The 24,367-nt window shown below is 39.5% G+C and carries 21 protein-coding genes and 1 other RNA gene; 3 read left to right on the top strand and 19 right to left on the bottom strand.

Translation table 11 applies throughout. The features are described 5' to 3' along the window. Window positions 1-6: 6 nt before the first annotated feature. The 6 genes from rsmB to HMPREF2542_RS01640 form a co-directional block, all read right to left on the bottom strand. Entirely contained in the window at window positions 7-1,320 is a 1,314-nt protein-coding gene (rsmB, locus tag HMPREF2542_RS01665) for a 16S rRNA (cytosine(967)-C(5))-methyltransferase RsmB (protein ID WP_049476965.1), read from the bottom strand. Further along, window positions 1,310-2,245: a methionyl-tRNA formyltransferase gene (gene fmt, locus HMPREF2542_RS01660; protein ID WP_003070241.1), complete on the bottom strand. Its 936-nt coding sequence runs from the start codon at window positions 2,243-2,245 to the stop codon at window positions 1,310-1,312. The genes rsmB and fmt overlap by 11 nt, the downstream gene beginning before the upstream one ends. A 73-nt stretch (window positions 2,246-2,318) precedes the next feature. Continuing rightward, window positions 2,319-4,700, bottom strand: coding sequence for a primosomal protein N' (locus tag HMPREF2542_RS01655; protein WP_070484175.1), 2,382 nt, complete (start codon window positions 4,698-4,700; stop codon window positions 2,319-2,321). Window positions 4,701-4,758: 58 nt separating this feature from the next. After that, a complete protein-coding gene (gene rpoZ / locus HMPREF2542_RS01650; RefSeq protein ID WP_003070247.1) occupies window positions 4,759-5,073 on the bottom strand; it encodes a DNA-directed RNA polymerase subunit omega in 315 nt (104 codons plus the stop codon). Between the two features lie 25 nt (window positions 5,074-5,098). After that, complete coding sequence (gene gmk / locus HMPREF2542_RS01645) at window positions 5,099-5,725, bottom strand: guanylate kinase (protein ID WP_003070249.1); 627 nt, start codon at window positions 5,723-5,725, stop codon at window positions 5,099-5,101. Window positions 5,726-5,885: 160 nt separating this feature from the next. Continuing rightward, window positions 5,886-7,493: a ribonuclease Y gene (locus HMPREF2542_RS01640; protein WP_003070251.1), complete on the bottom strand. Its 1,608-nt coding sequence runs from the start codon at window positions 7,491-7,493 to the stop codon at window positions 5,886-5,888. Between the two features lie 216 nt (window positions 7,494-7,709). Between HMPREF2542_RS01640 and HMPREF2542_RS01635 the strand changes: the two genes are divergently transcribed. Continuing rightward, window positions 7,710-8,192 (top strand): S-ribosylhomocysteine lyase, encoded by a 483-nt coding sequence (locus tag HMPREF2542_RS01635; protein WP_049476966.1) that lies wholly within the window; start codon window positions 7,710-7,712, stop codon window positions 8,190-8,192. Between the two features lie 48 nt (window positions 8,193-8,240). Here HMPREF2542_RS01635 and ahpF read toward each other — a convergent pair whose 3' ends face one another. The 7 genes from ahpF to HMPREF2542_RS01600 all read right to left on the bottom strand — a co-directional run bounded on the left by ahpF (window position 8,241) and on the right by HMPREF2542_RS01600 (window position 14,479). Further along, a complete protein-coding gene (gene ahpF / locus HMPREF2542_RS01630) occupies window positions 8,241-9,773 on the bottom strand; it encodes an alkyl hydroperoxide reductase subunit F (RefSeq protein WP_070484173.1) in 1,533 nt (510 codons plus the stop codon). A gap of 11 nt (window positions 9,774-9,784) precedes the next feature. Continuing rightward, the gene (gene ahpC / locus HMPREF2542_RS01625) at window positions 9,785-10,351 is read right to left on the bottom strand and encodes an alkyl hydroperoxide reductase subunit C (protein ID WP_037597732.1); all 567 of its coding nucleotides are present in this window, start codon (window positions 10,349-10,351) and stop codon (window positions 9,785-9,787) included. Between the two features lie 104 nt (window positions 10,352-10,455). After that, window positions 10,456-11,940, bottom strand: coding sequence for a cell division site-positioning protein MapZ family protein (locus HMPREF2542_RS01620; RefSeq protein WP_058670196.1), 1,485 nt, complete (start codon window positions 11,938-11,940; stop codon window positions 10,456-10,458). Between the two features lie 12 nt (window positions 11,941-11,952). Next, on the bottom strand, window positions 11,953-13,107 hold the full coding sequence (locus HMPREF2542_RS01615; protein ID WP_058670195.1) for a THUMP domain-containing class I SAM-dependent RNA methyltransferase: 1,155 nt from the start codon (window positions 13,105-13,107) through the stop codon (window positions 11,953-11,955). Between the two features lie 55 nt (window positions 13,108-13,162). Next, an RNA gene (rnpB, locus tag HMPREF2542_RS01610) (RNase P RNA component class B) lies at window positions 13,163-13,527 on the bottom strand. Between the two features lie 13 nt (window positions 13,528-13,540). Beyond that, window positions 13,541-13,882, bottom strand: a complete 342-nt coding sequence (gpsB, locus tag HMPREF2542_RS01605; RefSeq protein WP_006267358.1) for a cell division regulator GpsB — start codon at window positions 13,880-13,882, stop codon at window positions 13,541-13,543. A gap of 69 nt (window positions 13,883-13,951) precedes the next feature. After that, the gene (locus tag HMPREF2542_RS01600; RefSeq protein WP_049482284.1) at window positions 13,952-14,479 is read right to left on the bottom strand and encodes an SLOG family protein; all 528 of its coding nucleotides are present in this window, start codon (window positions 14,477-14,479) and stop codon (window positions 13,952-13,954) included. Between the two features lie 69 nt (window positions 14,480-14,548). Between HMPREF2542_RS01600 and recU the strand changes: the two genes are divergently transcribed. Then, complete coding sequence (gene recU, locus HMPREF2542_RS01595; protein ID WP_003070265.1) at window positions 14,549-15,151, top strand: Holliday junction resolvase RecU; 603 nt, start codon at window positions 14,549-14,551, stop codon at window positions 15,149-15,151. Continuing rightward, window positions 15,144-17,324 (top strand): penicillin-binding protein PBP1A, encoded by a 2,181-nt coding sequence (gene pbp1a / locus HMPREF2542_RS01590; RefSeq protein WP_003070267.1) that lies wholly within the window; start codon window positions 15,144-15,146, stop codon window positions 17,322-17,324. Before recU ends, pbp1a begins: the two co-directional genes overlap by 8 nt. 189 nt (window positions 17,325-17,513) lie before the next feature. Here pbp1a and pepC read toward each other — a convergent pair whose 3' ends face one another. The 6 genes from pepC to HMPREF2542_RS01560 form a co-directional block, all read right to left on the bottom strand. Beyond that, window positions 17,514-18,851 (bottom strand): aminopeptidase C, encoded by a 1,338-nt coding sequence (gene pepC, locus HMPREF2542_RS01585; protein WP_058670194.1) that lies wholly within the window; start codon window positions 18,849-18,851, stop codon window positions 17,514-17,516. Window positions 18,852-18,998: 147 nt separating this feature from the next. Continuing rightward, window positions 18,999-19,823, bottom strand: coding sequence for an ammonia-dependent NAD(+) synthetase (gene nadE, locus HMPREF2542_RS01580; RefSeq protein ID WP_020997623.1), 825 nt, complete (start codon window positions 19,821-19,823; stop codon window positions 18,999-19,001). Then, window positions 19,820-21,280, bottom strand: a complete 1,461-nt coding sequence (locus tag HMPREF2542_RS01575) for a nicotinate phosphoribosyltransferase (RefSeq protein WP_049476971.1) — start codon at window positions 21,278-21,280, stop codon at window positions 19,820-19,822. The genes nadE and HMPREF2542_RS01575 overlap by 4 nt, the downstream gene beginning before the upstream one ends. Window positions 21,281-21,550: 270 nt before the next feature. Beyond that, complete coding sequence (locus HMPREF2542_RS01570; RefSeq protein ID WP_049476972.1) at window positions 21,551-22,927, bottom strand: amino acid permease; 1,377 nt, start codon at window positions 22,925-22,927, stop codon at window positions 21,551-21,553. 172 nt (window positions 22,928-23,099) lie between these two features. Further along, window positions 23,100-24,011: a thioredoxin-disulfide reductase gene (gene trxB / locus HMPREF2542_RS01565; protein WP_049476973.1), complete on the bottom strand. Its 912-nt coding sequence runs from the start codon at window positions 24,009-24,011 to the stop codon at window positions 23,100-23,102. Window positions 24,012-24,073: 62 nt separating this feature from the next. Beyond that, on the bottom strand, window positions 24,074-24,298 hold the full coding sequence (locus HMPREF2542_RS01560; protein ID WP_003070280.1) for a DUF4059 family protein: 225 nt from the start codon (window positions 24,296-24,298) through the stop codon (window positions 24,074-24,076). Window positions 24,299-24,367 lie beyond the last annotated feature (69 nt).

Raw genomic sequence — 24,367 nt, 5'->3', positions numbered from 1 at the left:
CTCCTGTTAAGATATTCGTTTAAATTGACTGATGAAAAATCCGTCATTTCCATATAATTCCGGTGTAATTAAGATACAACCGTCTTTTAGAATATCCTGTCTATTATGTTCTAGTTTTACCTGTTCAAAATTTGGATGAGCTGCCAAAAACTGCTCAACCACTTGAAAATTTTCTTGCGAAACAATCGTACAGGTACTGTAAGTTATTATACCACCTTTTCGCAAGCTTTGACAAACACTATCCAATATCTCTAGCTGAATTTTTTGCAACGAGATAAAATCTGCATTTTTTTTATTGTATTTAATATCTGGCTTCCGCCGGATCAGACCAATTCCTGAACATGGTGCATCGACTAAAATTTTATCAAAGGCATCCACTCCAAAAGTCTCAAAAACCCTTCTGGCATCCAGTTTTTTGGTAATGACCCTATCTGCTAAACCTAAACGTTGTGCATTTTCTTCTATTAAAGTCAGCTTATGATCATAGAGATCTAATGCCGTAACCTGCCCTGTCGTTAAGTAAGAAGCAATGTGCATGGTTTTGCCCCCCGGTGCACTGCATGCATCTAACACTTTCTCGTCACCTTGTAAATCAAGTGTTGGCGCAACCAATTGGCTAGACTCGTCTTGAATGGTTATTACTCCTTCTTCAAACAAGGCATGCCCTGCAAAATGACCATGATTTTTCACCAACGCACTCGGAGCTAATAGTGAATCTTCTGCCTGCAACAATTGTTTTAATTCTTCTTTGCGACTTAAGTCCGCCACTCGAACGCTAGCTTTATTCCGAAGAAATAAGCTCTCAAAAATGGCTAAAGCTCGTTTTTCACCATACTCTTCGATAATGACTTTCACTAACCAAACCGGCAGAGAATACTGAATAGAGTACCGTTTATTTTTACGCTTAATACTGGCTATATCTGCCACACCATCCCGCAATAGTCTTCGCAACACTGCATTGACGAACTTTTCGCTTCCCTTTTTTCGTGCCTTTGACAGTTCTACCGCTTCATTAACAACTGCATGCGTCGGAATTTTATCAAGATACTGTAATTGATACAAGCTCATCAACAAGAGAATATAAAGCCAAGAATCCAGCTTTTCACGGTCTTCAACAACATGAGACAAATACCATTCTAAGGTCATTTTGCGCGCAACTGTTCCGTATACAATTTCTGTTACAAGCCTTTTATCAACAGAACTTAACGACGCCTCTAGCAAGGCTTGATTCAAGGCAATATTTGAATAAGCTCCTTCTGAAAAGACCTTTTCTAAAACAGCAAAAGCTGTTTGACGCGCTGTCTTTTTCTTATCGACCAAAGAAATCACCTACCGATAATTGTCGCCCCAAACCGTTCAGAAAATCAACGACAGCCATTTTAGGCTTTCCTGCTGGCTGTACGACTTTAAGAAAGATTGCACCCTCACCAGCTGCTATAATCAATTCTTTTTTTCCAATAACAAGAATTTCTCCAGCTTGTCCTGAGCCCTCTACTGGAGTAGCTTCGTAAATTTTAAAACGTTCTCCATTTAAAAGCGTATGTGCCACTGGCCAAGGATTCATTCCTCGAATTTGGTTAAAAATTTGGTGATTTGTCTTAGTCCAGTCAATGCGCTCTTCTTCTGGTGAGATATTTGGCGAAAAAGTAACTTGATCTTTGTCTTGCGGAACTGGTTTTAAATCCCCAGCTATATAACTAGGCAAGCTCTCAAGCAGTAAATCACGCCCTACAAGTGCTAGCTTGTCAAACATCGTACCAACATTATCTGTTTCCTTGATAGGAATCGCTCGACGCGCAATCATATCACCCGCATCCATCTCTTTGACCATTTCCATGATGGTCACACCAGCTTCTTTGTCACCATTGATAATGGCGTAGTGAATGGGTGCCCCTCCACGATATTTAGGCAACAACGATGCATGCACATTGACAGCAAAACTGACCGAATCCAGTAGTCGACTCGGCAAAAATTGACCGAAAGCTGCTGTGACAATCCCGTCTGCACTAAGCGCCATTATTTTCTCCAGTTCCTCACTTCGAGACAACTTTTCTGGCTGATAAACGGCTAAATGATGATCTACAGCCACCTGCTTGACTGGTGTCATACGGATTTCTTTTTTGCGTCCTACTGCACGATCTGGCTGGGTTACAACTGCCAAAATTTCGTACTGCTTGCTTTCCAATAATCCTTTGAGCACTGTTGCAGAAAAATCCGGCGTTCCCATAAAAATAATTTTTGTCATGGTTTCCTCATATTCTTTTTACTATTATATCAGAAGAAGTCACGCTTTTCCTCAAAAAAAGCTAAAAATATCCCTACATAAAGCTTTGTGGCTCATGATCTATGCTCAAACGTAAATCTTTATTGTCCTTTTGTTGCGTCCAATCCAAAATCTGATTTAAAACATCTGGCAAATGATCTTCAAAACGGTATTTAATCATCAACTGATAATGGTAGAGATTATGCGTGCGAGCAATCGGCTTGGGAGTTGGACCTAATATCTGAACCTTATCTGACAAGCCAGAACGTAGTATATTCAGCACTTCGTACGACTTTTTAATCACCGCTTCTTCTATTTTATGAGACAAGGTAATGCCCACCGTAAAATAATAAGGTGGATAAGCCAACTGCCTTCTAACACGCATTTCATAAGCATAAAAGCCTTCATAATCCTGATTTTTCGCAAATGCAATCGCATAATGATTCGGATTGTAACTTTGAATAATCACCTGACCTGCTTTTTCAGCTCGTCCTGCACGCCCGGCAACCTGAGTCAAAAGTTGAAAAGTTCGCTCAGATGAGCGGAAATCAGGTAAATTCAGAGCCGTGTCTGCATTGAGCACTCCTACGAGAGTGACATTTGGAAAATCTAGTCCTTTTGCAATCATTTGGGTTCCCAGTAAAATATTTGCTTCTCCTCCCCCAAACTCTTTGAGAATTTGTTCGTGACTGCCCTTTTTTCGAGTAGTATCAACATCCATTCTCAAAATTCGAGCTTGCGGAAAGGCTTCTACTAATTCATCATAGGCTTTTTGGGTTCCTGTCCCATAGTAACGAATACTCCGACTGGAACAATTCGGGCAACTATGAGGAATACCTTTTGAAAATCCACAATAGTGACAATTCATACTTTTGGTATCCATGTGCAAGGTCAGTGAAATGTCACAATTTGGACAAGTGTCAACCGTCCCACATTCTCTACACATGACAAAACTAGAATAGCCTCGTCGGTTCAGCATCAAAACAACTTGCTCTTTTTTTTCTAACCGGTCTTTAATTGCTTCTAAAAGAACCGGAGTAAAATCACTAGCTTCGTTTTGCCCAATATAATCACGAAAATCCACAATTTCTACTTCAGGAATCTGAGCATGCGGATTTGCTCGCTTGGTCAGTTGCAAAAAATGATAAACACCTTTGCTAGCCCGCGCTCTGCTTTCTAAACTCGGCGTCGCCGACCCTAGTACCAGAACGGCTTGATTGTACTTTGCACGTAGCAAGGCAACATCTCGTGCATGATAGCGCGGATTAGAGTCTTGTTTGTAGCTCGCCTCATGTTCCTCATCAATGATAATAGCGCCAATGTTTTTTAATGGAGCAAAAATAGCAGAACGAGCACCAACAACAACTTGTGCTTCTCCTCGCTCAACCTTGCGCCATTCATCATATTTCTCACCATTAGAAAGTCCCGAATGAAGAATAGCAACTTTTTTACCAAACCGAGAAATAAAGCGATTAGTAACTTGCGGTGTCAAAGAGATTTCAGGAACTAACATAATAGCTGTTTTACCACGGCTGAGTGCTTCTTGAATAACCTGCAAATACACTTCCGTTTTGCCACTCCCTGTTACTCCTTCTAGTAGAAATGGCTTCCCCGTGTGCCCGATTTGCTGAGTAATAGCTTGAACAGCCACTTTTTGCTCTTCATTTAACACCAATGCAGACGTCGCTAAAACATTCTCAAAATAAGCCTTAGAACGACTCACCTCTTTTTCAACGATTTGTAAGGCTGCTTGCTCTATAAAATAATGAATAACTTCCCGTGAAAAGTTCTCTTTCAAATCTGCTAAAAGGTGTATTCCAGTCTGATCCTGTAAAACTTCCCGTAAGACTTGCTTTTTTTTCGCCCGATTGGGAATGACCAATTGACCTAAAACCTCGTGATCAACCCGATACCATTTTTCTGTTTTGATATGTTTTTGATCGGTTGCCTGATATTCCAACTGAATCGCTCCTTGCCGCGTTAAACGCATGACCTTAGCTTGCAGTTCTTTATCAAGTGATGAGAAATGCTGCTGATCTACATTACCAAAAATGAGCAGTCGATCTTCTTCATTCAAAGAGGGTTGAGCATGGAGAATTTTATCATAACTGGAGTTTAGAAACCTCGGCAACATAGCTTTTAAAATTGAAATTTTGTAAGAAAAAACAGATTTTCTCAATTCTTCTGCCAACCACAGCTGCTCCTCATTTAAAACTGGTGTAAAATCCAATACCTCTACGATTTCTTTCAATTCTGTCGTCGTTTCTTCTTCTAGCGCTACGACAATCCCTTGAATCAAGCGATTGGCTTTCCCAAAAGGCACATGCACACGCATGCCAATTTCTAGCATCGTCGAAAATTCTTTCGGTACCACATAACTATAAGGTTTATCTGTCTGCATTAGAGGAACATCCACAATGACTTTTGCAATCTGCACTTTCTCACCACCTCGCATTTCTCAGTAAAAGAAAAAATAAGATTGAGCTGACCCAACCTTAAATTTTTTCACCCTCTTCTTTTTCCTTGGCAATTTGTTCTTTAATTTTACGCTCTTCTTCTTCTTTACGAAGTCGCTCTTCTTCAAGGCGACGACGAACAGCTTCTCGCTTGCCTTCAGGATCTGGGTGAATCCCAACATTGCCAGATTCGATTTCTTCCAAAGCACGAAGTGTTGATTTGACAGACTTAAACTCTTGAGTTGGAGTAGCACCCTCTTCCAATTCATGAGCACGTTTTGCTTCAAGAATCACCAAGGAATATTTTGAAGGTACCTTATCAAGTAAGGTGTCAATTGAAGGTTTTAACATCATAATTCTTTACCTAATTTCTAAATTCTTATCTAACTGAAAGTTGTTCTGATAGCATATCTTGATAGTGACCGATAACACGCTCCACTCGAAAATGTTCAGCTTCAATCACACGTTTGACGCGCTCTGCTGCTAAGGGAACTTCATCATTGACAATCGCATAGTCATATTCGCGCATGAGAGCAATCTCTTCTCTTGCCTTAGCAATGCGTCTAGCAATTACCTCAGCACTATCTGTTCCACGCCCCACCAAACGATCTTGTAATTCTGCCAAATCAGGTGGCGTCAAAAAGATAAAAACAGCATCTGGAACTTTTTTCTTCACTTGAAGTGCCCCTTGAACTTCAATCTCAAGGAAAACATCAATTCCTTTATCTAAGGTTTCATTCACATAATTCAAAGGAGTTCCATAGTAATTACCGACATACTCTGCATATTCCAACATCTGACCTTGTCGAATCAACTCCTCAAATTCTTCTCGCGTACGGAAAAAATAATCCACCCCGTCCACTTCACCGGGACGCTGAGCACGAGTTGTCATGGATACAGAGTATCGAAACTGATTGTCCGAGCTTTCAAAAATCTCACGTCGAACCGTTCCTTTTCCCACACCTGAGGGACCAGAAAAAACGATTAACAAGCCACGATCCGCCATCATATCTCCTTCATTATCTTTCTAACTAGTGTAACAAAAAAGCAGTATTTTTTCAACTGCTTTTTCTCATAGATATGTACCTGTTTTTGAAAATCAATACAGGCACATTTGCTTACAGAGAGTTATATATCATAGATGCGCAACTCATTTTAAGCAGTGTCTATTTTGCGTAATCCACAGCGCGCAGTTCACGAATAACGGTAACTTTGATATTACCTGGATATTCCAGATTGTTTTCAATCTTTTCACGCACATCATGAGCGAGAATCGTGACCTTATCATCCTTGATTTGACCAGGATTAACCATAATTCGGATTTCACGACCTGCTTGTAAGGCAAAACTATTTTTCACGCCTTCAAAGCTATTGGCAATTTCTTCCAAATCTTGGAGACGTTTGATATAGCTTTCCAGAGATTCACTGCGTGCGCCTGGTCGAGCGGCACTGAGAGCGTCTGCTGCAGCTACGATAACAGCAATGACACTTTCTGCTTCTACATCACCATGGTGACTGGCAATCGTGTTAACCACAATTGGATGTTCCTTATACTTACGAGCCAATTCTGTTCCAATTTCCACGTGGCTACCTTCCACTTCACGGTCAATAGCTTTTCCAATGTCGTGAAGGAAACCAGCACGGCGAGCTAAGGCAGCATTTTCACCAAGTTCACTTGCAATGACACCAGATAATTTCGCGACTTCAACAGAATGGCGCAGTACATTTTGACCGTAGGATGTACGGAACTGCAAGCGTCCCATAATCTTCATTAAATCGGGATGCAAATTTGGTGCACCGATTTCATAAGCCGCTGCTTCACCATACTCACGAATCTTATGATCAATTTCCAGACGATTCTTCTCTACCAATTCTTCAATACGAGCTGGATGGATGCGACCATCTTTCAATAGTCCTTCCATTGTCATACGAGCAATCTCACGACGAATTGGATCGAATCCAGATAGGGTCACCACTTCTGGTGTATCATCAATAATGACATCAATACCCGTCAAACTTTCAAAGGTCCGAATATTCCGACCTTCCCGTCCAATAATCCGCCCCTTCATCGTATCATCTGGCAGATGAACAGTTGAATTGGTTTGCTCAGCAACGTAGTCACCTGCAATTCGTTGCATGGCTTGGACTAAAATATCCTTCGCTATTTTATCAGAACGTTCTTTGACATCTTGCTCTGCTTCACGAATCCGTGTCGCAATTTCCTTCGATAACTTATCTTCAGTCTGAGTGAGAATAATATCTCGGGCTTCTGTTTGTGAGAGTGCGGCAACACGTTCTAATTCTGCTTCTTTGTGTTGCTCCAACTCTGTCAGTTTGTTTTCACGCGCCTCAAGGTTTTTTGTTCTGTCAGAAATACTTTGTTCTTTCTGATCGAGCGTTCTTTCTTTGTTGGTCAAATTGTCATCTTTACGATCAAGACTTGTCGCACGTTCTGTCAAACGACTTTCAAGTTGCTTCAATTCTTGACGATCAGATTTAAATTCTGCCTCAACTTCTTCTCGATATTTTCTGGCTTCTTCTTTTGCCTCTAACAGTGCTTCTTTTTTAAGGGATTTACTTTCGCGCTTGACTTCTTTTAATAACAAATCCGCTTCACGCTCAGCTTGTCCACGTAAATTAGTTGCTTCTTGTTCAGCATTTAAAAGAGTAAGTTCCGCAGCTTCTTTCGCTGATTTCATGCGAGCTGAGATACTTACATACCCAATGACTAAACCAATGATGACGGCAAAAACACCTGCAAAAATCATTTCCATGTTTTTACCTCAAATTATTGATATTGAATTGTAAAATTCTTAATTATTTTATCATAAAAATCCATTTTTCACAAACTAAATTATTATCGAAAGTGAACATTTTCACATATTATTTTATTCGCCCTTCTCTCAGCCAAGGTTTCTTAAAAAAATAAATTTTTCTTTATTAAGGTAAAATATGCTATAATTTAGTAAAAGCAAAAGGAGTTCTATTTTATGGTCAAAGAAGTCATTGTTGAAAGTTTTAAGTTAGACCACACGATTGTCAAAGCCCCTTATGTACGTTTGATTGGCGAAGAAATCGGTCCAAAAGGTGACGTTATCTCGAATTTTGATATTCGTCTGGTTCAACCTAACGAGGATTCTATCCCAACCGCTGGACTACACACAATTGAGCATCTCCTAGCAAAGCTCATCCGCACTCGGATTGACGGTATGATTGACTGCTCACCTTTTGGCTGTCGTACTGGCTTTCACATGATTATGTGGGGACGACATAGTACAACCGAAATTGCCAAAGTCATAAAAGCCTCTTTAGAGGAAATTGCTGGAGAAACCACCTGGACTGATGTTCCCGGAACAAGCATTGAATCCTGTGGAAATTACAAAGACCACAGTCTCTTTTCTGCCAAAGAATGGTGCAAGTTAATTTTAGCTCAAGGGATCTCTGACGATCCTTTTGAGCGGCATCTTGTATAAAATAAAAAAACGGACAGGAAATACAAATTCTCCTGCTCGTTTTCTTTTTTATTGACGAATCAAATAATCAAATGCTCCCAAAGCTGCCGTCGCTCCTGAACCCATTGAAATAATGATTTGTTTATAAGCGCTATCTGTACAATCACCTGCTGCAAAAATTCCTGGCACATTTGTTGCACCATGTTTGTCAACAATGATTTCACCACGCTCATTTAAAGCCACTGAGCTATTCTTAAGCCAGTCTGTATTTGGCAAAAGACCGATTTGAACAAAGACACCACTGAGCTCAATTTTATGTTCTTCATTATTCGCACGATCGAGATAAGTAATAGCTTCAACTTGATCGGAACCATGAATTTCTTTTGTTGCTACATTGGTTAGAACCGTCACGTTTTCCAGTTGATGCACGCGGTCTTGCAACACTTGATCAGCTTTCAAAGTTGGTAGAAATTCTAATACATAAACATGCTCTGCCAGACCAGCTAAGTCAATTGCTGCTTCAATTCCAGAATTACCTCCACCGATAACAGCCACTTTTTTACCTGTGAAAATAGGACCGTCACAATGTGGACAATTAGTTACACCTTTGGTTCGGAATTCTTCTTCACCAGGAACGTTGACATTTCGCCAGCGAGCACCAACAGAAAGAACTGCCGTTTTCGCTTTCAGAACAGCTCCATTTTCAAGTTCCACTTCAATCAAATCCTTTTTCTCGATGTTTTTAACACGTTGGTTCTTCATGATATCAATTGGATATTTTTTTGCATGTTCTTCTACTTGCGCCATCAGCTTAGGTCCTTCTGTATAAGGAGTACCAATCATATTTTCAATACCAACGGTCTCCATCACCTGTCCACCAAAAGTTTCAACGACCATACCAGTACGAATGCCTTTACGAGCGGCATAAATCGCTGCACTGCTCCCTGCAGGTCCGCCTCCAACAACCAACACATCAAATGGTTCTTTATTGTCAAATTCCTCACTTGAAGCAGGTCCAGAAATCTTATCAAGCAGTTGCTCAATTGTCATACGACCATTCGCAAATTCTTCACCATTTAGGAAAACCGTTGGAACAGCCATGATCTTTTTATCTTCAACTTCTTGTCTAAACATGCCTCCTTCAACCATTGTGTGGCTGATATTAGGATTCAAAATAGCCATCACATTGAGAGCTTGCACAACGTCTGGACAATTATGACAGGTTAAGCTGACATAAGTTTCAAAATGAAGCGGGGAGTGGATAGCCTGAATTCGGTTTATAACAGCATCTTCTACTTTGGGTGCGCGACCAGAGACTTGTAGCAAAGCAAGCACAAAAGATGTAAATTCATGTCCCAAGGGAAGTCCTGCAAACTGCACACGCCCTGCTTGACCAACTTGTGTAACAGTAAAACTTGGTTGGCGATTAGTTTCTGTATTTTCCAGTGATAAACGTGGAGACATCGCTACGATTTCCTCTAAAAAAGCTCGTACCTGCTCAGAACGCTCATCTTGACCTAAAGAAGCCTGAAACACAACATCAGATTCTAGAAGCTCCAAATACTGCTTAAGTTGCGCTTTAATTGTTTCATCTAAAGCCATAAGAAGCCTCCTTAAATTTTACCAACTAAATCAAGACTTGGTGTAAGTGTTTCAATTCCTTCTTTCCATTTAGCTGGGCAAACTTCACCTGGATGACTCCGAACATATTGTGCAGCATGGATTTTGTCAATCAAGACAGAAGCATCACGCCCAACACCGTCTGCATTGATTTCAAGTGCTTGTACAACTCCATCTGGGTCAATGATAAAAGTACCACGTTGAGACAATCCACTTTCATCTAACACATCAAAACCAAGTGAAATGGTATGAGATGGATCGCCAATCATGATGTATTCAAGTTTTCCGATGGCATCTGAATGATCATGCCAAGCTTTGTGTGTAAAATGGGTATCTGTTGAAACAGAATATACTTCTACACCTAACTTTTTAAGAGCTGCATACTGCTCTTGCAAATCTTCCAACTCAGTCGGGCAAACAAATGAAAAATCAGCAGGATAGAAGCAAACAACGCTCCAATGACCTTTTAAATCTTCGCTAGAAACTGTGATAAACTTCCCATTTCCAGCATGATAAGCATCTGCTGTAAACTCGACAATTTCTTTACCAATAAGTGACATAAGGATTACCTCCAAAAATAGTTTAATTATAAAATAAAAACCTTATACGTTTTATTATAGCGTATAAGGTTTTTAGAGTCTAATAATTTGCTTGAAAACGTTCCCTAATAATCTAAAGCATCTGCATAACCCGCGCCATTTCCTACAAAATAGCCAGTTTTACAGTTGATACTAAAGAGATACGTGCCGTCTGTTCTAAATAGATTGTAATAACCATTTCCGTTGATAATATTCACACGTTCAAGAATATAATTATCTCCCGTGAAATAACCACGTTCCCGTGAGGTTGCTAAGATTTTCTCTAATACACCAGGATTGAAATTCCAAGAAGGATTACTAGAATCATTGATTTTTGCTTGGTCGTACGGGACTCGACTTAAATGTCGCTGTAAAGTTGGACCAGAAGCTGGTGTGGCTGGAGTAGCTGCTGGTGCCTCAGTTTTCGGCGTTTGGGTTTGTGCCGGACTTTGAGACGGTGTAGTGGCGGTCTCAGATTTAGGAGCAGAAATCGCTGATTGCTGGCTCTTTCCTAGACTGATAGCAGCTTTCAAGACTTTATCCAAATCTGTATTTCCTGTTGTGATATCTGTAAATTTAGCATCATTTTTAATCTTTGCCTTAGTATCTAAAACGCCGTCTGTGATTGCCACTGAGGTAAACTGTGCATTCACAGTTTTTACAGCTTCAACTTGTTTGAGCAAACTGTCGTATTTTCCCTTAGCAACATTGTATTCCTTTGTATTCTTTAACTTTTCTAATGCTGCTTTCAATTTATCTACATTGCCAAAACTACTATTTTTCAAAGCTAATTTATTTGCATCCGTAAAGAATGAATCATAAAGACTGTTGAAAGCCTTCAAATCCTTATTTTCAGAGCTAGCAGTAGTAGAAGATTTACTTGTTTGGCTCGTTGAATTTGTAACTGGTTTTGCTTGCTTTCTATTCAAAGACAGATAAACAGTCCCACCGATTAAAGCCAGTAAAGCTACACTTGCTGCAGAATACAGGACTTTCTTATTTTTATAAAATGGAACGTTCCCTGTTTCCATTTCTTCATCAGATACTGTAAAAGTTGAAAAACTTTCCATTGTCTCAGTTGAGCTCACAGGAATGTTATCCATTTCAGGCTGAATTGCTTCCATTACTTTCGTCTCAGCCTCTGATTCCTCCGAAATCTGTGTGCTGTTTTTTCCCAAAGTTTCTTGCGGCTCTGCTTCGCTGGCTGCAAGTGCAGCGACCGTTTCATCAAAGGCAGACTCTTCAGACGCTACATCCGCAGCTTCTAAGACTTCTTCCTCTTGAACACCCTCGTGCATCTCTCGGATAAATTCTGCCAAATCTAACTGACTCAGTTGTTCCTGTCCCTCTACTTCAGACGCTTTCTCTGCAGATTGAGCCGAAAATTTTCCAGCTTCAATTTCTTGACGGTGTTGTTTAATGTATTTATCCAGCACATTATCCTCTTCCGTCACCCCTGCTTCAAGCTCTTCGCTTTTTCGAGCAGCCTGACCAATTGTCATTTCTTTAGCTGTTTCAAAATCAAGAATTGATTCTTCTTGTTCTGACAAATATTTTTCGTCTTTACTCACGGCAAATCCTTTCTAATCTATCCGGCGCTTGACTCTCTGGCCAAAATATTGATATAAATCTACTTTTAAAGTCCCGTTATAGAGTTTACGTTTTTTATCGGCTTGACTACCAAATTTTGTTTCAAATGTTTCATCACTAGTTAAGATAAATTTGCTCCACGTCTTTAGTGGTGCAAAAGTCTGTCCCATTTCTTGATAAAGTTTGGTCACAGCATCATCATTCAATAATCGCTCTCCATAGGGTGGATTGGAAATAATGACACCATTTATCTTGTTGGTGTGCAAATCTTGCAAACGCATTTGCTTAAAAACAATCTGCTCAGAAACACCTGCTTCTTCAGCATTTCGCTTGGCAATCTCTACCATCCGCGCATCAATATCAGTTCCTAAAATATCCAACTGAATATCTTGCTTAATCTGCCCTAAAGCTCTAGCGCGAACACACCCAACCAAGTCTGAGTCAACCCAATTCCATTCTTCAAATGCAAAATGGCGATGAAGCCCCGGCGCCATATTCATGCCAATCATAGCTGCTTCAATACAAAAAGTTCCTGAACCACAAGTCGGATCAATCAGAGGTTTATCTGGATACCAATTGGATAAGAGTAAAATTGCAGCCGCCATATTTTCTTTAATGGGCGCGCCACCTTTTTCAGTCCGATAGCCACGTTTAAAAAGGCTAGAGCCTGTCGTGTCAATCAAAACAGTCGCTACATCTTTCAAGATAGAAACTTCAATTTTAAACTCAGCTCCATTTTCCGTTAGGGGGACACCCTCTGGTCGAGCATAGTGCTTTTGCAACTTTTTGACTACTGCTTTTTTAGAAATAGCTTGCACACTTGGTTCATTGTGGAGTTTTGATTTGACACATTTTGCCTTAGCAATTGGAAATTTTGCCCCAAGTGGCAGGTAGTTTTCCCAATCTAAAGCAAAAATCCCCTGAAATAATTCCTCAAAAGTCTTAGCTGGAAAGTTGCCAACAACAATTTTAATACGGTCTGCTGCACGCAACCAGAGATTGGATTCAATAATGGTCTCGACAGTTCCTTCAAATCGAACACGTCCATTTTCCACTTGACATTCTAAGCCAAGATTTCTGATTTCACGACCAACTACAGCCTCTAAACCAGCCGCAGCAGTCGCAATCAACTTAAATTTTGTTTTCATTTACCCTCTCAAAATAAAAGCTAGCATAATACGCTAGCTAAACCTATATGCAACTTTCTATAAGCCATGTTTTGTTCCAGAAATAACTAGGTATCATTTCCTTCGATAATCATCTGTCTACTGTTTCCAGTCAGAATGCTGTGTTCGTTTCCACGCATTCCGTGCCCCGACCAAAGTTTGGGTTGCTAGCTTGAGGGGTTTACCGCGTTCCACTTTTTGCGTTTCCGCAAAAACTACGTCACTGTGGCACTTTCAGGACTATTCCAGCATATCCAGAGACGTAGCTGTTTCGTCCGCCGTAACGATTTCTCGTCCCTAGGCTTATTGTTTCACCTAGCACAAACACTACGGGCATCACAGCCCGTGCTAGCATGGACTTTCCTCATGAAAAGACGACTCTTCACGCGATTATCCAAAAATTGCACATTACTTATTAAATTTCGTTATTTAAGATTTGCTTGCCAAATACTTCTTTTTCCAAACGATTTAAACGCTTTAAAATATCAAAATTTGTCAACGTAGCAGAAGCCGTCTGAGGAGTTTCCATGATAGACTGTGTTAAAGGTGAAGTTGCCGACTCAGTTGACTTTTTAGCGAGTTCAGCCTTTAAACGAGTATTTTCTTCACGCAGTTCTTTCACCAAAGCAGCATACGTTTCGTAATCTTTAATGACATCGTCTAAAAATTCATCTACTTCTACTTTACTATAACCTCGGACGCCAACTTTAAAATCTTGATCAAAAATATCTTTTGGTGTGTAAATAATACTTGCCATTTCTCTCTCCATTCTCGTTCATTACTTTAATTATATAAAAAATGAACCGCAAAAATCAAGATTAAACATCTAATTTTCGGAAAAATTTTCTGCGACTTCGTTCAAGTCATCAAATGTTAATTTTTTGATAAAATATTGTTCTTGACTTTTCATCATTTGATAAAGATATTTCAAATTCGTCTCATTTTCTTCATCGTAAAAAATATAGGCACCATCTGTATTGTTGAGTAGAAAATGGTTGTAGTCACGAAATTGACTCGGGTTTTCATAATGCGGATAAGCATATTTTACAAAGTCCACCTGTTTGAAATGGTTTAATTTTTCTTGATTGACTTCATTCCAATTTTCCCCCTGATTCTCAAAAGTGAAAATTGTTGCCATTTGAAAATCGTAGTTTTGCTGTAATTCTTTTGCAACTTCTAGTACCCAAAATTCAAAGCCTAAATTTCCAGTGAAAATCAGCCATTCCACTCCTTGTTCCAATAATCGAGTCAAATCACGTTGAATCACTTTTTTAATAATCTTGATTCGAGGATCTTTTTCATCAAAAATTCCCAGATCAAAATTTCGATAGCCTACTACTAATATACTAACCACTTAAATTATCCCTTTATTTCCTTTTTTATGTTATAATAGAGTGATGTTATTGTACCAATAAGGAGATATATGGTCAACTATCCACATAAAGTTTCCTCGCGCAACTCATTGAAATTTCCTAAAAAGAAATCAGTTGATTTTGCCAATCGAGGAATGTCTTTTGAAAAAATGATCAATGAAACAAATGATTATTATCTTAGTCATGGGTTGGCGGTCATTCACAAAAAACCGACACCTATTCAAATCGTAAAAGTGGATTATCCTAGGCGTAGTCGGGCAAAAATTGTAGAAGCCTACTTTCGACAAGCCTCTACAACAGACTATTCTGGTGTCTACCAGGGGCGTTACATAGATTTTGAAGCAAAAGAAACTCGTCAAAAGGCTTCTATGCCTATGAAAAATTTTCATGCGCATCAAATCGAACACATGGAACAAGTCGTCAAACAAGGAGGAATTTGTTTCGTTTTATTGCACTTTTCAGCCTTAAAACTGACGTATTTGCTTCCTGCTCCTTATCTGATTAACTTCTTCAAGATTGACAAAGGGACAAAATCCATGCCACTTGATTACATTCAACAACATGGATATTCTATTTCACAGAATGGACTTCCTAGCATTCCGTATCTTGAAATCATTCAACAAAACTTACTAGGTGGTAAAATAAATGAATAAGCAATCTTTACTGACAGCTGCTAAATATGCTGCTATCGGTCTCATCTCGTTATTTCTTCTAGGAGTTGTTGCTGGCGGAGGAATCTTTCTCTATCAAGTTCACAAGGCGCCCGCCTTGTCAGAAAAGAAACTAGTTGCTACAACTTCCAGTAAAATCTATGATAGTGAAAACAATCTTATTGCTGACTTAGGCTCTGAAAAAAGAGTAAACGCAGCAACAAGTAATATTCCAACTGGTTTAGTTCAGGCTATCGTTGCAATTGAAGATCACCGTTTCTTCAACCATCGTGGTGTGGATTCTGTTCGTATTTTAGGCGCTTTTTTAAATAACTTGCGCAAAGGAAATCGGCAAGGCGGCTCCACTCTGACACAACAGTTGATTAAATTGACTTATTTCTCTACCTCAACTGCCGATCAAACGCTATCACGTAAAATCCAAGAAGCCTGGTTAGCAGTCCAGCTGGAGCGCAAAGCCACTAAGCAAGAAATCATTACTTATTATGTAAACAAGGTCTATATGTCAAATGGTAACTACGGTATGCAAACAGCTGCTAAAAGTTATTACGGCAAAGATTTGAAAGATTTGAGCTTGGCTCAAACTGCTTTATTGGCAGGGATGCCTCAAGCACCAAATCAATACGATCCCTATACACAACCAGAGGCTGCTAAAAATCGTCGGAATCTTGTCTTATCAGAAATGTATAAACTCAAATACATCTCTGCTGAGCAATACGAAAAGGCAGTCAACACCCCCATTACCGATGGTCTGCAAAGCTTAAAAAATTCTGCTTCTTATCCGGCTTACATGGACAATTACTTAAAACAAGTAATTGAGCAAGTTCAGCAAGAAACTGGCTATAACTTGCTGACGACAGGAATGGAAGTCTATACTAACGTCAATAGAGCTGTTCAAGAACGCCTTTGGAACATTTATAATAGCAATGAATATGTTGCCTATCCAGATAATGAACTGCAAGTAGCTTCTACGATTATGGATGTTACAAATGGCAAGGTGATTGCTCAACTAGGAGCTCGAAATCAAACTTCAAATGTTTCTTTTGGTACCAATCAAGCCGTTGAAACCAATCGTGACTGGGGTTCAACCATGAAACCAATCACCGATTATGCTCCAGCCATTGAAAACGGAATTTACACTTCGACAGCTGCTTATATTAGCGATACCCCTTATCATTATCCTGGAACAACTACTCCGGTTTACAACTGGGATATGCGGTATTTCGGAAACATCACCATTCAGTATGCACTTCAGGAATCTCGGAACGTCCCAGCTGTCAAAACATTAGAAGCTGTTGGTCTCAGCAAATCAAAGAAATTCCTTAATGGACTTGGCATTGATTATCCAGATATGGTCTATGCAAATGCCATTTCAAGTAATACCACAAAATCAGATAAGAAATATGGTGCCAGCAGTGAAAAAATGGCTGCTGCCTATGCTGCTTTTGCAAATGGAGGAACTTATTATAAACCTCAATACGTCAGCCGTGTTGTCTTTAGTGACGGAACTTCAAAAAACTTCGCTAATCAAGGCACAACAGCAATGAAAGAAACAACTGCGTACATGATGACAAATATGCTGAAAACAGTTCTCACTTCAGGTACAGGAACCAACGCAGCTATATCAGGTGTCTACCAAGCCGGTAAGACAGGGACTTCCAATTATTCTGATGATGAATTGGCGAAACTAACAAAACCTTATGGTGGTTCAAGTGTTGTGACTCCAGATGAACTATTTGTTGGTTATACACAGAAATATTCAATGGCAGTGTGGACAGGTTACACCAATCGTCTCACTCCTGTTCTGGATGACGGTGTGAAAGTTGCAACAGATGTTTACCGTGCTATGATGTCTTACTTGTCTGAAAGTGGGACAGAAGACTGGGAGATGCCTAGCGGTCTCTATCGTAGCGGAAGTTATGTCTTTTTAGCCAATGCAACTAATAGATATCAACAAAATTATTATAATTCTACTTCAAGTTCTAGCTTAGAAGAATCGTCTACATCTTCAAATAGTCAAGAAAGCTCTACTCAAGAGTCATCAAGTAGTTCTTCATCAAGCAGTTCCTCATCAAGTACGGAACCCAGTGCTTCCACGTCTACAAATTCTCCTAATAACAGTAGAAATTCGGAAACTCCTCCTTCACGAAATCAATAACGAAGAAGTTTCTGAAAGCCAAGCAGTTTAGAAGATAACATCTTTAAATCAGAGTTTTGTAAAAATTAAAAAACACGAACAATTCAAATCCAGTTGCTTACTGGTCTTGATTGCTCGTGTTTTTCTATTTCATTCTCTTACAGAGTCTTTTAAAGCAAGCTTAAAAATTTATCCTACTTCTTTTTATTCTTATTTGCTAGCCAGAGCCCCCATTGGATCCCACGGAGCAAGCACTTTTGGCTCTGCTTCATAGGCTGCTAGTTCTTCAGTTGTTAAAAATTCTTTGCGGACAACGATTTGATAAGTGTATTCGTCCATCCAGTCATCGCTAGCAACAAAATAGCCTTTGTTCCCAACTTTATCACCCCAAGAATTTTCCACTTTCCATTTTGTCGATTTGCCATTTTCGTCCAAGTCAACACCTGTCAAGACCATAGCATGAGTCATGAGACTTTCACTATAATCCAAACGCCCTGCCTTGTCTTGTGTCAAATGAATATCCATGCTGGAAGTAAAATCATACATATCATTCACCATCACACCAGCTTTGCGATTGCTAGATTGACCCACATCAGAGCCAAACCAAACCGTTTCTCCTGCTTGCATTTGAGCAATGGCCAGTTCTTTCAAACGATTCATATCGACATTCAAATAGCGGACGTCACGTGCTCCTACGACATTTCCTAACATCTCGACAGTGTAAGATTTGCCATAAGGTTTGTCAACTGTTGGGGCATTGATGATGGATACATAGTCATCTAGCTTAATATCCACATATTTCTTGTAAAATGCTTGTGGTGTCAATCCACTTTCGCCATGGAAGTTATTGTCTTTATCACGATAAGCAAAATCAAAAGTACGAGGAGGGAGTCCAAGGGTCATTGCCAAGAAATTAAAAATTTCTTGCAAAAGTTCTTCTTTCTTTTCTTGAGCAGCTGCTGCATCAGCTCCGCTAGTAACCAAGTCACGTAAAATTTGTGCATCCTGGCGGAGTAATTTGTTGAGATATTGATTAAGCTCACGACTGTTACTTGATGAAATAGATTCTGGATAAACAGATTTTGGCACCACACCATATTTTTCAAAAAGTGCCACAACCATATCCCATTGACCACCGTCTTGTTGAGGTGTATCAAGTAAGAATTTGACCTTGCGACTGGTTAATTCTTGGTCTGCAGTTGCTAATACTTGCTCCAAGAACCAGTTCGATTTTTCATATTTATCCCAGAAGAATGTATGGGCTTGTGACAATTCAAATTCTTCTAATTGAAAGCCCGCAATCATTTTGTGGCGAAATGTATTGAGTGCTGCAAACATCCAGCAGCGACCAGAAGCTTTTTGATTGCTGACCTTATCTTTGGTCAAATCAATTGAAAATACAGGATTGTTTTCAGCAGCGCTATTGCGTTTTTCCAGTGAAGTTAATAAGCCATTGTGACTGACTGCATTTTCAATTGCAGCATATTTCACATTTGCTTCATAATTAGCATATAATTTATCTGTAAATTGTTGATCTAATGAATTCATAGATACCTCCTTCTAATTCTACACACTATTATAGCTTATTTTTAAAATTCTTCAAATAAAAAGTTAGGCGCACCTAACTTTTTCGCTCTACATCTGATTTTAATAACCTACGGATTTAAAAAACGTAAGTTAGAACAATTCTTCTGCTTATTTCCAAAAATTATCGAAGATGGTAATTGGCAAATGACGTTTGTGCTCACCTTTTTTCCACCAAGATTCAATAGTCGCCTGTGCTTCTTCTGATACAGTTTTGCCTTCCAGATAATCATCAATTTCATTGTAAGTAACACCGAGAGCAACCTCGTCTGCAATCCCTGGTTTTTCTTCTTCCAGGTCTGCTGTCGGCACTTTCTCATAGAGAATGGGGTCCGCACCCAAGGCAGCCAATAGCTGTTTCCCTTGACGTTTATTGAGACGATAAAGTGGTAGAATGTCTGCACCACCATCACCAAATTTCGTAAAGAAAGCTGTCACATTTTCTGCAGCATGATCTGTTCCAATAACTGCCCCATTATAGGAACCAGCTAAAGCATACTGCGCAATCATACGGCTCCTCGCTTTGATATTGCCTTTATTGAAGTCTGAAACCTTAGCACCAGTTGCTCCCACAGTAGCTGTCATCGCATCTGCGGATTCCTTGATATTTACTACAAGGCTGACATCTGGTTGGATAAAAGCGAGCGCTCTTTGGGCATCAGCTTCGTCAGCCTGCACTCCATATGGTAAACGCACTGCGATAAATTGATAGTTATTATCGCCAGTCTCAGCTCGCATTTCTTCTATGGCCAATTGTGCTAAACGTCCTGCCAATGTTGAATCTTGTCCACCTGAAATTCCTAACACATAGGACTTCAAAAAGGAATGTTTTTTTAGATAAGCCTTTAAAAAATCAATAGACTTACGGATTTCTTCTTGTGGATCAATGACAGGTTTCACACCTAATTGCTGGATAATCGTTTCCTGTAAGGTCATCTTGTTTCTCCCATTTGGCTTGCTTTTTTGCGCATTTGATCAATCAAATCCACCTTATCTTGCCATACATCACGTGCCAAATCCACAGGATAATCTTGTGGATTGAGAACCCGTTTGTATTCATCCCACAACTTATCAAACTCTTTGCGAGCATATGTTTGGATTTCTGTTAAGTTTGGCAATTGGTACACAAGTTGACCTTGTTTAAAAATGTCTACCAACAGAGGTACTGCATCAAAATTTGTCACAGTTTTATTAATGTAAGTGTAAGTCGGATGGAACATTTCTAATGCTGTTATCGCATTGACATCTACACCGTCATAAGTGATGTAATCTCCTTCTGATTTCCCTTTTGCACGGCTAGTAATACGCCAAACTTGCTTTTTACCTGGTGTTGATACTTTTTCCACATTATTAGAGAGCTTGATCGTATTACGCAAATTGCCATTTTCATCTTCAATAGCCACAATCTTGTAAACTGCTCCCAGCGCTGGCTGGTCGTAAGCAGTGATGAGCTTCGTTCCGACGCCCCAAACATCAATTTTGGCTTTCTGCATTTTCAAGTTGAGGATTGTATTTTCATCCAAGTCGTTTGATGCATAGATTTTCGCATTTGGGAATCCAGCTTCATCCAGCTGCTGCCGGACTTTTTTAGAAATATAAGCCAAGTCACCTGAGTCAATCCGTACACCGAGGAAATTGATTTTGTCTCCCATTTCACGTGCCACACGAATAGCTGCTGGCACCCCCAGACGAAACGTATCATAGGTATCCACTAAGAAAACACAGTCATGGTGCGTTTCAGCATATGCTTTGAAAGCTTCATAATCATTACCATAGACTTGAACGAGCGCATGAGCATGCGTTCCCAAGACTGGAATATCAAAAAGTTTTCCAGCACGCACATTACTGGTTCCATTTGCTCCACCAATAACTGCCGCACGAGTCCCCCAAATAGCTGCATCCATTTCTTGTGCTCGGCGGGTACCAAACTCCATTAAAGGCTCATCTTCAATGACTGAGCGAATCCGGGCTGCTTTTGTCGCTACCAAAGTTTGATAGTTGACAATATTTAATAACGCTGTCTCCACTAATTGGCATTGGGCAAGTGGGCCTTCTACTTGAACAATTGGCTCATTGGCAAAGACCAAGTCGCCCTCTTGTGCAGAGCGTACTGTTAATTCCAATTTTAAATTGGCTAGATAAGCTAGAAATTCTTCATCATAGCCAAGAGAACGAAGATAGGCGATATCACTTCCTGAAAATGTCAAATGATTTAAATAATGGATCATCCGTTCCAAGCCTGCAAAAACAGAATAACCACTGTGAAAAGGCTCTTTGCGGAAGTATACTTCAAAAACTGCTCGTTTATTGTGAATATTTTTTCTAAAATAAACTTGCATCATGTTGATTTGGTACAAATCTGTATGCAAAGTTAAACTATCATCTGGGTACATAATGACTCCTTGTAAGATATATTTTCATTTATTATACCACAAATAAAAAGAGCAAGCGGAAATCTTGTCAATCTTTGAATGGCAAAAACAATTATTTTTAACTTTTAGTGATTATAAGATTGCGTTTGATTATATATTAGAATGTTTATCCATTACTTTTTTCATCAGAAACTTCTCCCTGTTGACAATCTCATTACCAATATAAAAAGCTAAGAAAGTCTTGAAACAACTTGAAAACATCGTATCATTTTTCTTAGCTTTATTACATATTTATTTTGATTTAAACTTCCATTGGCTGTACATTCCAAATCCAACTATCCAGATGGCTGATCCGATAGCACCCACAACAGTTGACTTTTGTAAAAAGAGCGTGACAAATACAAAAGCAAAGAAGAGTAAGGTGAGTGGGTTGAGAAATTTGTAAGCTGGCATTAGATAACCATCTGCCATAAATTCTTTTGATTTTCTGTATTTCAAGTGAGCAATCATAGTGAGGGCATAGATAGCAATGTAAACACCTGATGAAGAGGCTGTAATCAAAACAAAGGAATCGGACACTCCCGGTAAAACCTTAATAAAAGCAGCCAATGCAATCACTACCGCTGATGTCAAAATAGCATTTTTCGGAACGTTCTGTCTGGATAATTTGCCAGCACCAATTCCATTCAGAAAGCGGTTTGGCGAGTCATGAGCAATTTGATACAAATGGCGTCCTGTCGAATACAAAGTAGAGTTCAAGGCCGAAGCGGCTGAGGTCAGTACCACAAAATTAATCAAAGCTGCCGCCCATTTAAGCCCTGCTAACTTAAATACGATAACAAAAGGAGAGTCTGTTGTTGCTAAATCTCTCCACGGGATGATCGCCATAATTGCCAAAAGTGAGCCACCATAGAACAAGACAATTCGTAAAGGAATTTCCTTTATTGCTTTAGGCAATACTTGACGAGGATTGGCTGTTTCTGAAGTCGTAATTCCAATAAATTCAATCGCCTGATAAGCAAAGAAAACCATTTGAAAGCCCATGACAAAACTCATAAAGCCATTGGGGAAAAGTTGGAAATTTTGACTGATATTACTTAAACTGGCTACACCATTTGGGGTTTTAAAGCCTGTCAACACCATAAAAATAGCTGTCACAATCAAAGCAATAATCGCTACAATCTTAACCATGGCAAACCAAAATTCAACCTCGCCAAAGACTCGTACCGCAATCAGATTGACCATGCTCAAAATAGCAAGGAAGACAATTTGAATCAACCAAGCAGGCCAAGTTGGGAACCAAAATTGGACATATTGCGCAACTGCCGTGATTTCTGCCATACCAATAAAAATGAGGGAGATCCAATACGACCAGCCAGAAAAATAACCCCAGCCATTACCAAGATATTTTGTGATGAAATTGATAAATGTATGCTGGTCTGGATCATAGTACAGCATTTCTCCAATCGCCCTCATCATCAAATACATAAAGACACCTGTCAACATATAAATGAGGATAATAGACGGTCCTGTCAGACTAATCGAACGTCCAGCTCCCAAAAAGAGACCCGTCCCAATAGTCCCAGCGATAGCTATAATTTGCACATGGCGATTTTGCAAACCACGTTCCATCTTGTTTTGATTTTTTTCAGAATGTTTATCACTCATACAAGTCTCCTTTTTACGTGAACTTTTCTATTGTACCACAATTCTGACAATTTCACTAGTCATTTATGAAGGCAGGAGAATTGAACAAGTCCAAAGAAGCACTCTTATTATCACTCCATCAGTGCATTGATGTGTTTTTGCTAATCAGAAAAGACTGGATATGAACCCAGTCTTAAAAATTCTCTGTAATATATTTATAAACTTCTTGTCCTGCGATTGCTCCGTCACCAACAGCTGTTGTTACTTGACGAAGGTTCTTTTCTCGAACATCACCAATGGCATAGATGCCAGAAATAGCCGTTTTCATATGATTGTCAGTCACAATCCAGCCAGCTTCATTGGTAATGCCCAAATCTTTGACAAACTCACTGACTGGCTCTAATCCAACATAGATGAAGACACCGCCAAATTCATGTTCAGATATTTCACCTGTTTTGACATTTTCTACTATAACGCTGCTAACACGCTTGTCTCCTTTGATTTCCTTCACAACTGAAGCCCAAATAAAGCGGATTTTTTCATTGGCAAATGCACGATCTTGAAGCACTTTTTGTGCACGGAGTTCATCGCGCCGATGAATAATCGTCACCGTTTTTGCAAAACGAGTCAAAAATACAGCTTCTTCCACTGCAGAGTCGCCTCCACCGACTACTAACAAATCTTCATCACGGAAAAAGGCACCATCACAAACTGCACAGTAGGAAACACCACGGCTGTTGAGCTCTTCTTCTCCTAATACGCCAAGATGGCGGTGGAAAGCTCCCGAAGCAATGATAACAGTCTTTGTTTCAAAAACTTCATCTTCTGTGAATACTTTTTTCACATTTCCATGATCTTCAATCTTTTTAACATAGCCAAACAAATGCTCTACTCCCAATTTTTCGAGCGGTTCAAACATTTTTTCTGCTAGTTCTGGACCACTAATATTAGCATATCCAGGATAATTTTCAATATCTGAGGTATTATTCATTTGCCCGCCTGGAATGCCTCTCTCCAAAAGAGCAACTTTGAGGTTACTTCTAGCAGCATATAAAGCTGCTGTCATTCCCGCTGGTCCTGATCCAATAATAATTGTATCGTACATATCATCACTTCCTTTATTGTAATCACTGTTATTCTAACGTTAGTAGAGCTTTTTTTCAAGAATTATGCTTTTAAGACAAGTAAAATCCCCATCATAGCAAAAGATAAAATCGGAATTGTCATCACTGCGATTAGCAACATGTCATACAGATGAGCTTGTCGATCTCTGACCGTTTTATCAACACGCCGGACAGCGCGAAGACCAATCCATAATCCTAAAAAACTCCCTACCAGTAGTGCTGTAATCAGTAAACTCTCTAAATAAAGTATAAAAACTCGAAATAACATGTCATTCTCCCCATCAAATTAACTTTTACTTAACATAAAATGCTTGAAATAAACCCAGCTAGCAAGAAC

It is taken from the genome of Streptococcus sp. HMSC034B05 (assembly GCF_001809055.1).
In the GTDB taxonomy this organism is placed as follows: Bacteria; Bacillota; Bacilli; order Lactobacillales; family Streptococcaceae; genus Streptococcus; species Streptococcus constellatus.
Note: the sequence above shows the minus strand (reverse complement) of the source record. Positions and strands in the feature narration are given on the sequence as shown.

Coding starts and splice junctions, on each gene's coding strand:
- HMPREF2542_RS01640 (WP_003070251.1), bottom strand. CDS start 7,493: ATGGAAATGATTTTTGCAGGTGTTTTTGCCGTCATCATTGGTTTAGTC.
- rpoZ (WP_003070247.1), bottom strand. CDS start 5,073: ATGATGTTAAAACCTTCAATTGACACCTTACTTGATAAGGTACCTTCA.
- nadE (WP_020997623.1), bottom strand. CDS start 19,823: ATGACCTTACAGGAAACGATTATCCAGCAATTAGGTGTGAAACCTGTC.
- HMPREF2542_RS01560 (WP_003070280.1), bottom strand. CDS start 24,298: ATGTTATTTCGAGTTTTTATACTTTATTTAGAGAGTTTACTGATTACA.
- HMPREF2542_RS01575 (WP_049476971.1), bottom strand. CDS start 21,280: ATGTACCCAGATGATAGTTTAACTTTGCATACAGATTTGTACCAAATC.
- trxB (WP_049476973.1), bottom strand. CDS start 24,011: ATGTACGATACAATTATTATTGGATCAGGACCAGCGGGAATGACAGCA.
- gpsB (WP_006267358.1), bottom strand. CDS start 13,882: ATGGCAAGTATTATTTACACACCAAAAGATATTTTTGATCAAGATTTT.
- gmk (WP_003070249.1), bottom strand. CDS start 5,725: ATGGCGGATCGTGGCTTGTTAATCGTTTTTTCTGGTCCCTCAGGTGTG.
- pepC (WP_058670194.1), bottom strand. CDS start 18,851: ATGAATTCATTAGATCAACAATTTACAGATAAATTATATGCTAATTAT.
- ahpC (WP_037597732.1), bottom strand. CDS start 10,351: ATGTCACTTATTGGTAAAGAAATTGTCGAGTTTACAGCAGATGCTTAT.
- HMPREF2542_RS01635 (WP_049476966.1), top strand. CDS start 7,710: ATGGTCAAAGAAGTCATTGTTGAAAGTTTTAAGTTAGACCACACGATT.
- HMPREF2542_RS01615 (WP_058670195.1), bottom strand. CDS start 13,107: ATGAAAACAAAATTTAAGTTGATTGCGACTGCTGCGGCTGGTTTAGAG.
- recU (WP_003070265.1), top strand. CDS start 14,549: ATGGTCAACTATCCACATAAAGTTTCCTCGCGCAACTCATTGAAATTT.
- HMPREF2542_RS01570 (WP_049476972.1), bottom strand. CDS start 22,927: ATGAGTGATAAACATTCTGAAAAAAATCAAAACAAGATGGAACGTGGT.
- ahpF (WP_070484173.1), bottom strand. CDS start 9,773: ATGGCTTTAGATGAAACAATTAAAGCGCAACTTAAGCAGTATTTGGAG.
- pbp1a (WP_003070267.1), top strand. CDS start 15,144: ATGAATAAGCAATCTTTACTGACAGCTGCTAAATATGCTGCTATCGGT.
- fmt (WP_003070241.1), bottom strand. CDS start 2,245: ATGACAAAAATTATTTTTATGGGAACGCCGGATTTTTCTGCAACAGTG.